Consider the following 7,715-nt stretch of genomic DNA (forward strand, 5'->3'; position numbering starts at 1 on the left):
GTTGAGGGCCGGGAAATTGAACCCGTAGGCGTAGGCGGCCTGCGGGCGCCCGCCGAAGCAGCCGCCGCGGCGCCCCCCGCCCCGCCCGTCCTGGCCCTGGAGGACGTCGAGTTCGGCTACCGCCCCGGCCGGCCGGTGCTGCGCGGCGTCTCGCTGGAGGTACCGCCGCACCGGCAGGTGGCGCTGGTGGGCCGGTCGGGCGCGGGGAAGAGCACGGTCTTCGCCCTGGCCGCCCGCTTCTACGAACCGGACGCCGGCCGGCTGCTGTTCGACGGCCGTCCGGCCGCCCGGATGACCCGCGCGGAGTGCCGGGCCCGGATCGCCGTCGTCGACCAGAACACCCACATCGTCCACGGCTCGCTGTGGGACAACATCACCTACGCGGCGCCGTGGGCGAGCCGCTCCGAAGTGCGCCGGGTGGTCGAACTCGCGCGGCTGGCCGAGGTGGTGGACCGGCTGCCGGGCGGGCTGGACGGTCCCGTCGGGGAGCGGGGCGCCACCCTGTCGGGCGGCGAGCGGCAGCGGGTGGCGCTCGCCCGGGCCCTGCTCACCCGCCCCGCGCTGTTGCTGCTGGACGAGCCCACGTCGCAGCTCGACGCGGTCAACGAGCTGGCCCTGGGGCGGGTGATGCGCGAGATCACCGAGGAGTGCGCGCTCCTGGTGATCGCCCACCGGCTGTCCACGGTCCAGAACGCCGACCGCATCGTCGTCCTGGACGAGGGCCGGGACGTCGCCGCGGGCCGGCACGAGGAGTTGCTGTCCGGCTGTGCCGCCTACCGCGAACTGGCGGCGGCACAGATGCTGCGGACGGGCTGAGGCGGGGTCAGCCGCCGAGCTTCGGCAGGCCGGGCACCTTCATGCCGCTGTCACCGCTCTGCCGCGTGAAGGTCTCCTTCGGCCCGCCCTCCCAGAAGACGACCAGGGAGGTGGCGTCCGACTTCTCGATGAGGCCCATGGTGCGCTTGTCGCTGCCGTCCGTGCAGGTGAGCGTGAACGACTTGCCCCTGACCGGGCCGGTGCAGGTGCGCTTGCCGCCGTCCGACACCAGGGCCGCGTGCCCGCCGCCGAAGCTCAGGGCCATCGGCCCCTCGGCGGACTGCGCCACGTAGACGCCCTCGGGGGAGCCGGCGGCCGGCTTGCCCTCGGACCCCCCGCTCTTTGCCGGGCCACTGCCCTGGACGGGGGCGGCGGACTGCCCGGACGCCTGGTCCTGCTTGGCGTCGGCCTTCTTGTCGTCCTTGTCGTCGCTCCCGCTGGAACAACCCGTCATCAGCACAGCGGCCAGAAGAGCCGCCCCCGTGATCTGTGCCGCCTTGCGCACCGACCGTCTCCGTTCGTCGTGTTCGGGTCCGCGTCCATGATCGGGCGCGGACACGACAACCTACCGGAGGCGGCGGCGGCCGGCCGTCAGTCGCGCTCGCGGATCCGGCGCGCCAGCCGCGCCGCGGCGTCACCGGGGTCGTCGGCCTGGGTCAGCGCGCGGACGACGACGACGCGCCGGGCGCCGGCGTCCATGACCTGGTCGAGGTTGCCCTCGTCGATGCCGCCGATCGCGAACCAGGGCCGCTCGGGCCGCAGCGCGGCGGTGTGCCGCACCAGGGACAGGCCGGGCGCGGGGCGGCCGGGCTTGGTGGGGGTGGGCCAGCAGGGGCCGGTGCAGAAGTAGTCCACGCCCGGCTCGGCCATCGCGGCCTCGGCCTCGGCCTCGCTGTGCGTGGAACGGCCGATCAGGACGTCGTCGCCGAGGATCGCGCGCGCGGCGGGCACGGGGAGGTCGCCCTGGCCCAGGTGCAGGACGTCGGAGCGGATCGCGTGGGCGACGTCGGCGCGGTCGTTCACCGCGACCAGCCGGCCGTGCCGGCGGGCGGCGTCGGCCAGGACGGCCAGGTGCTCCAGCTCCTCGCCGGCCTCCATGCCCTTGTCGCGGAGCTGCACGATGTCCACGCCGCCGGCGAGGACGGCGTCCAGGAACTCCGGCAGGTCGCCCTGGCGCTTGCGGGCGTCGGTGCACAGGTACAGGCGGGCGCCCGCGAGGGCCTCCCGGGCCGTCGGGGCGTGCGGAAGCGTACGGGCGGTGGCGGACATCGTGGGTTCCCCCCGGGATCGGCGGTGCGCGGACGGGACGGGCCCGCCCGCGCACCGCGGGCGGTTCACTGCGGAACGGTCAGACGGCGAGCGCCTGGGCGCGCCGCTTCACCTCCGTGCCGCGATTCTCCCGCAGCGCCTGCGCGGGCGTGCCCGGCAGGCTGGGGTCGGGAGTGAACAGCCACTCCAGCATCTCCTCGTCGGTGAACCCGTCGTCCTTGAGCAGGGTCAGGGTCCCGGCCAGGCCCTTCACCACCTTGCCCTCGCCGATGAAGGCGGCGGGCACCTGGAGCGCCCGGTTCTCACCGCGGCGCACGGCGATCAGCTGGCCCTCCTTCACCAGCTGCCGTACACGCGTCACCTCCACGTCGAGCATCTCGGCGATGTCGGGGAGGGTGAGCCACTCGGAGACGAGGGCGTCGATCTTCGTGTCAATCTCGGTCACGGGACAAGCCTGCCATCCGCCGGGGGCGGCCGGTACCCGGGGACACCCGGGCGGGCACTTCAGCCCGTCCGGCGTTTGAGGACAACCGCGCGGAGCGCGGTTTCAGGGGGTCCGGGGGGCTTGCCCCCGGGAAACGGCGAAAGGGAGGGACCGGGGCACCTCACCCCACCGCCGACTTCAGCGGCACCGCCGGATCCGCCACCAGCCCCCGCTCCACCACCGCCCCCTTCTCGATGAGCTTCCGCCCCTGCGCCAGATCCCGCGGCCTCCCCACCGCCAGCACCGCGACGAGCACCCCGCCCCGCAACCAGCACACCGTCCACGCGGCCCCCGCCGGATCCCCCCGCCACACCATCTCGTCGGCCGCCGCATGATGCCCCGCGTACTGCACGAACCGCCCGAACTGCTCGGACCAGAAGTAGGGCACCGGGTCGTAGACCGGCCCCTCGGCCGGCCCGTGCACGATGTTCGCCGCGACGGCCTTCGGCCCCTGCAGGGCGTTGTCCCAGTGGTGGACGAGGAGCCGCTCGCCGTACCGCGCGGAGGGGAAGGAGGCGCAGTCCCCGACCGCGTACACGTCCGGGACGGACGTCCGCAGCCGTTCGTCGGTGACGACGGAACGGTCCGCCGCGAGCTCGACGCCCGAGCCGGCGAGCCAGCCGGTGGCCGGGCGGGCGCCGATGCCCACGACGACGGCGTCGGCGGTCAGCCGGGTGCCGTCGGCGAGCAGCACCGCGCCCGGCTCCAGGGCGGCGACGCGGGCACCGGTGAGCAGCCGGGCGCCGCTCTGCGCGTACCAGTCGGCCATGTGCGCGGCGACCTCGGCGGGCAGCGCGCCGGCCAGCGGCCGGTCGGCGGCCTCGACGACGGTCACCCGGCAGCCGGCCTCGCGGGCGGCGGTGGCGAACTCGGCGCCGATCCAGCCCGCGCCGACGGCGACCACGTCGCCCTTGCGCTCCAGCAGCGGACGCAGCCGCTCCGCGTCGTCCAGGGTGCGCAGCAGGTGCACCCCGGGCAGGTCCTCGGCGCCGGGCAGCCGGACCGGCTCGGCGCCGGTGGCCACCACCAGGACGTCGTACGGGACCGGGCCGCGCGCCGTGTCCACCTCGTGGTCGGCGGGCCGCAACCCGGTGACGTCCAGGCCGAGTTCCAGCTCGATGTCCAGCGAGGCGAAGTCGACCTCGAAGGCGGACCCGTCGGCCTTGCCGAGCAGCACCGCCTTGGACAGCGGCGGCCGGTCGTAGGGCGGGTGGGGCTCGGCGCCCAGCAGGGTGATCGTGCCCTCCCAGCCCTGTTCGCGGAGGGCGACGGCGGTCTGCACACCGGCCATGCCGGCGCCGGCGACGACCACGCGCCGCCGCGCCGCGCCCTCCGTCGCCGTCTCGGGGGCCGTACCACTGCGGGTGTTCGTCTGCTCACTCACCCGATCACTGTAGGCGGACGGCCGTCCGCATCCGGAGCACCGGGTGGGGAGACCTCCGACACAGCGTCCACGGCGGCACCGCGCCGCCTTCCGCCGCGTTCCCGGCCCGTACTAGGGTGGCCGGTGCACAAGCACTCGCGGGAGCCCGGACGGACCGGGCTGAGAGGGAGGCTGGACGGCCTCCGACCGTACGAACCTGATCCGGGTCATGCCGGCGAAGGGAGGGGCTGGACGCCCATGCACGCGTCTTCTCGCACAGGGCCTCCGGGCACGTACGACGTCCTGGTGATCGGCGGCGGGATCATCGGCCTGGTGACCGCCTGGCGGACCGCCCAGCGCGGCCTGCGGACCGCCGTCGCCGACCCGGCGCCCGGCGGCGGGGCCGCCCTGGTGGCGGCCGGAATGCTGGCCGCCGTCACCGAACTGCACTACGGCGAGCAGGCGCTGCTCGCCCTCAACCTGGCCTCGGCCCGCCGCTACCCCGCCTTCACGGCGGAGCTGGAGGAGGCGAGCGGCCGGGACACCGGCTACCGCGCCTGCGGCACCCTCTCCGTCGCCCTCGACGCCGACGACCGCGCCCACCTGCGCGAACTCGGCGCGTTCCAGCAGCGCTGCGGGCTCGACGCACAGTGGCTGACCGGCCGCGAGTGCCGCCGCCTGGAACCGATGCTCGCCCCCGGAGTCCAGGGCGGCCTGCGGGTGGACGGCGACCACCAGACCGACCCCCGGCGGCTGGCCGCCGCCCTGCTGACCGCCTGCGAACGCGCCGGGGTGGCCTTCCACCGGGCCGCGGCGGCGCGGGTGCTGCTGGACGGCGACCGGGCCGCGGGCGCCGAACTCGCCGACGGCGAGCGGATCACCGCCGGCCAGACCGTGCTGGCGGCCGGCAGCCACAGCGGCCGGATCGCCGGGCTGCCCGCCGCGGTGGTGCCCCCGGTCCGCCCGGTCAAGGGCCAGACGCTGCGGCTGCGCGTCCCCGAGGCGTACCGGCCGTTCCTCTCCCGCACCGTCCGGGCGGTCGTCCGCGGCGGACACGTCTACCTGGTCCCCCGCGAGAACGGCGAGCTGGTCATCGGCGCGACCAGCGAGGAACTCGGCTGGGACACCACCGTCACCGCCGGCGGCGTCTACGAGCTGCTGCGCGACGCCCACGAGCTGGTGCCCGGCCTCACCGAGCTGCCGCTCGCCGAGACCTCGGCCGGGCTGCGCCCCGGCTCCCCCGACAACGCGCCCCTGCTCGGCCCGACCGAGCTCCCCGGCCTCCACCTGGCCACCGGCCATTACCGTAACGGCGTCCTGCTGACCCCGCTCACCGGCGACGTCATGGCCGAGGTCCTCGCCACCGGGCGGCTGCCCGAGGAGGCCCGGCCCTTCTCCCCCCGCCGGTTCGCCGCGCCGGCCGGCCCCCGCCCGTCCTCCCTCGCTCAGGAGCCCACCGCATGACCGGCACGGAAACGCCCCGCACCCCTTCCGACGTCCACACCGTCCACGTCAACGGCGAGCGGCGCGCCGTCCAGCCCGGGACCACCCTCGCCGCGCTCGTCGCCGGCCTCACCGGCACCGCCTCCCCGGGCGGCGTCGCCGCCGCCGTCAACGAGACCGTCGTCCCGCGCGGCGACTGGGCGGACACGCCCCTGCGCGACGGCGACCGGGTCGAGGTCCTCACCGCGGTCCAGGGAGGCTGACATGGCGGACGACGTGCTCACCATCGCCGGCACCACCTTCACCTCCCGCCTGATCATGGGGACCGGCGGCGCCCCCAGCCTGGAGGTGATGGAACGGGCCCTGCTCGCCTCCGGCACCGAGCTGACCACCGTCGCGATGCGCCGCCTCGACCCGGCGGTCCGCGGCTCGGTCCTCTCCGTGCTCGACCGGCACGGCATCCGGGTGCTCCCCAACACGGCCGGCTGCTTCACCGCCGGCGAGGCCGTCCTCACCGCCCGGCTGGCCCGCGAGGCGCTCGGCACCGACTGGGTGAAGCTGGAGGTCATCGCGGACGAGCGCACCCTGCTGCCCGACCCCATCGAGCTGCTCGACGCGGCCGAGATCCTCGTCGACGACGGCTTCACCGTCCTCCCCTACACCAACGACGACCCCGTCCTGGCCCGCCGCCTGGAGGACGCCGGCTGCGCCGCGATCATGCCCCTCGGCTCGCCCATCGGCTCCGGCCTCGGCATCCGCAACCCGCACAACTTCCAGCTGATCACCGAGCGGGCGAAGGTCCCGGTGATCCTGGACGCGGGCGCGGGCACTGCGTCCGACGCCGCGCTCGCCATGGAGCTCGGCTGCGCCGCCGTGATGCTCGCCTCCGCCGTGACCCGGGCTCAGGAGCCGGTCCTCATGGCGGAGGCCATGCGCCACGCGGTCGAGGCGGGGCGGTTGGCGCACCGGGCGGGGCGCATCCCGCGCCGCCACTTCGCGGAGGCGTCGTCGCCCCGCGAGGGCCTGGCCGCCCTGGACCCGGAACGCCCGGCGTTCAGCGCGCGCTAGGGGCCCAGACCCCCGAAGCGCCCTCCGGGCGCTGTCCTCAAACGCCGGACGGGCTGTATCAGCCCGTCCGGCGTTTGAGGACAACCGCGCGGAGCGCGGTTTCGGGGGGCCTGGGGGCTCGCCCCCAGGAAACGGCGAAGGGGCGGGCCAGGGGCAACCCCAACGTCACCGTTTCGCACCCGTAGCTCCGGACGGCCCCACGAACGCACAGCTCGCCGCCGATCACTCGTAGACTCGTCAACCGTGGATACGACCCTGCCGGACCCCCTCGTCGACCAGCTGCTCGACGGCCGCTACCGCATTCAGGCGCGGGTGGCCGCGGGCGGCATGGCCACGGTGTACCGGGCCCTGGACAGCCGGCTCGACCGGGTGGTCGCCGTCAAGGTGATGCATCCGGCCCTGGCCGCGGACAAGGTCTTCGTCGAGCGCTTCATCCGGGAGGCGAAGTCCGCGGCCCGCCTGGACCACCCGAACGTGGTGGGCGTCTACGACCAGGGGACGGACCGGGGGTACGTCTACCTCGCGATGGAGTACGTGGCCGGCTGCACCCTGCGGGACGTGCTGCGCGAGCGGGGCGCGCTCCAGCCGAGGGCGGCGCTGGACATCGCGGAGCCGGTGCTGGCCGCGCTGGGCGCCGCCCACCGCGCGGGCCTGGTGCACCGCGACATGAAGCCGGAGAACGTACTGATCGGCGACGACGGCCGGGTCAAGGTCGCCGACTTCGGCCTGGCGCGCACCGTGGGCACCAGCAGCGCCACCAACACCGGCTCCATCCTGGGCACCGTCTCCTACCTGGCTCCCGAGCAGATCGAGCACGGCACGGCGGACACCCGCACCGACGTCTACGCCTGCGGCGTCGTCCTCTACGAGATGCTCACCGGCGTCAAGCCGCACAGCGGCGCCAGCCCCGCCCAGGTTCTCTACCAGCACCTGCACCGGGACGTGCCGCCGCCGTCGCACGAGGTCCCGGGCCTGGCCCCGGAGCTCGACGACCTGGTGACGGTGGCCACCGCCCGCGACCCCGAACTGCGCCCGTCGGACGCCGTCGGCATGCTCGGCCTGGTCCGGGCCGCCCGCGCGACGCTGACCCGCGAGCAGCTGGACGCCCGGCCCCCGCTGGCCGGGGAGCGGGTCGCGGCCGGCGACGAGGACCCGACGAGCGTCCTGCCGCGCCCGGTCACCGCGCAGCCGCTGCCCCCGGCGGAGGCCCCCGCGCCGGATCCGATGGACATGACGGCCCGCATCGACGGCCCGCCCGAGCCCCTGCCGGCC

General features: G+C 75.5%; 9 protein-coding genes and 1 riboswitch. Of the genes, 5 read left to right on the forward strand and 4 right to left on the reverse strand.

Features of this window, described 5'->3' with window-relative positions; genetic code table 11:
- Positions 1–816, forward strand: an 816-nt coding sequence (locus tag ACSNOK_RS28020) for an ABC transporter ATP-binding protein (protein ID WP_436783580.1), incomplete at its 5' end; no start/stop codon positions are given.
- A 7-nt stretch (positions 817–823) separates the two neighbouring features.
- On the opposite strand, the gene ACSNOK_RS28025 is transcribed toward ACSNOK_RS28020, so the two are convergent.
- From ACSNOK_RS28025 to ACSNOK_RS28040, 4 genes are all read right to left on the reverse strand, one after another.
- A complete protein-coding gene (locus tag ACSNOK_RS28025; protein WP_436783581.1) occupies positions 824–1,321 on the reverse strand; it encodes a hypothetical protein in 498 nt (165 codons plus the stop codon).
- Positions 1,322–1,407: 86 nt separating this feature from the next.
- Positions 1,408–2,085: a thiamine phosphate synthase gene (thiE, locus tag ACSNOK_RS28030; RefSeq protein WP_436783582.1), complete on the reverse strand. Its 678-nt coding sequence runs from the start codon at positions 2,083–2,085 to the stop codon at positions 1,408–1,410.
- A 79-nt stretch (positions 2,086–2,164) separates the two neighbouring features.
- Positions 2,165–2,530 (reverse strand): Rv2175c family DNA-binding protein, encoded by a 366-nt coding sequence (locus tag ACSNOK_RS28035; RefSeq protein ID WP_436783583.1) that lies wholly within the window; start codon positions 2,528–2,530, stop codon positions 2,165–2,167.
- 160 nt (positions 2,531–2,690) lie between these two features.
- Positions 2,691–3,953 carry an NAD(P)/FAD-dependent oxidoreductase gene (locus ACSNOK_RS28040; protein ID WP_436783584.1) on the reverse strand — a complete coding sequence of 421 codons (1,263 nt, stop codon included), beginning with the start codon at positions 3,951–3,953 and terminating at the stop codon, positions 2,691–2,693.
- A gap of 127 nt (positions 3,954–4,080) precedes the next feature.
- Positions 4,081–4,193: riboswitch (TPP riboswitch) on the forward strand.
- Between ACSNOK_RS28040 and thiO the strand changes: the two genes are divergently transcribed.
- From thiO to ACSNOK_RS28060, 4 genes are all read left to right on the forward strand, one after another.
- Positions 4,191–5,396, forward strand: coding sequence for a glycine oxidase ThiO (gene thiO, locus ACSNOK_RS28045; protein ID WP_436783585.1), 1,206 nt, complete (start codon positions 4,191–4,193; stop codon positions 5,394–5,396). It overlaps the preceding riboswitch by 3 nt.
- A complete protein-coding gene (gene thiS / locus ACSNOK_RS28050; RefSeq protein WP_436783586.1) occupies positions 5,393–5,638 on the forward strand; it encodes a sulfur carrier protein ThiS in 246 nt (81 codons plus the stop codon). Before thiO ends, thiS begins: the two co-directional genes overlap by 4 nt.
- Position 5,639: 1 nt before the next feature.
- On the forward strand, positions 5,640–6,443 hold the full coding sequence (locus ACSNOK_RS28055) for a thiazole synthase (RefSeq protein ID WP_436783587.1): 804 nt from the start codon (positions 5,640–5,642) through the stop codon (positions 6,441–6,443).
- Between the two features lie 243 nt (positions 6,444–6,686).
- Positions 6,687–7,715: protein kinase domain-containing protein (locus ACSNOK_RS28060; protein WP_436783588.1), on the forward strand; the 1,029-nt coding region annotated here is incomplete at its 3' end.

It is taken from the genome of Streptomyces sp. URMC 126 (assembly GCF_051386555.1).
GTDB lineage: Bacteria > Actinomycetota > Actinomycetes > Streptomycetales > Streptomycetaceae > Streptomyces.

What these genes read in the sequence shown, in the direction of transcription:
- thiO (WP_436783585.1), top strand. Translation starts at nt 4,191, where the DNA reads ATGCACGCGTCTTCTCGCACAGGGCCTCCGGGCACGTACGACGTCCTG.
- thiS (WP_436783586.1), top strand. Translation starts at nt 5,393, where the DNA reads ATGACCGGCACGGAAACGCCCCGCACCCCTTCCGACGTCCACACCGTC.
- thiE (WP_436783582.1), bottom strand. Translation starts at nt 2,085, where the DNA reads ATGTCCGCCACCGCCCGTACGCTTCCGCACGCCCCGACGGCCCGGGAG.
- ACSNOK_RS28055 (WP_436783587.1), top strand. Translation starts at nt 5,640, where the DNA reads ATGGCGGACGACGTGCTCACCATCGCCGGCACCACCTTCACCTCCCGC.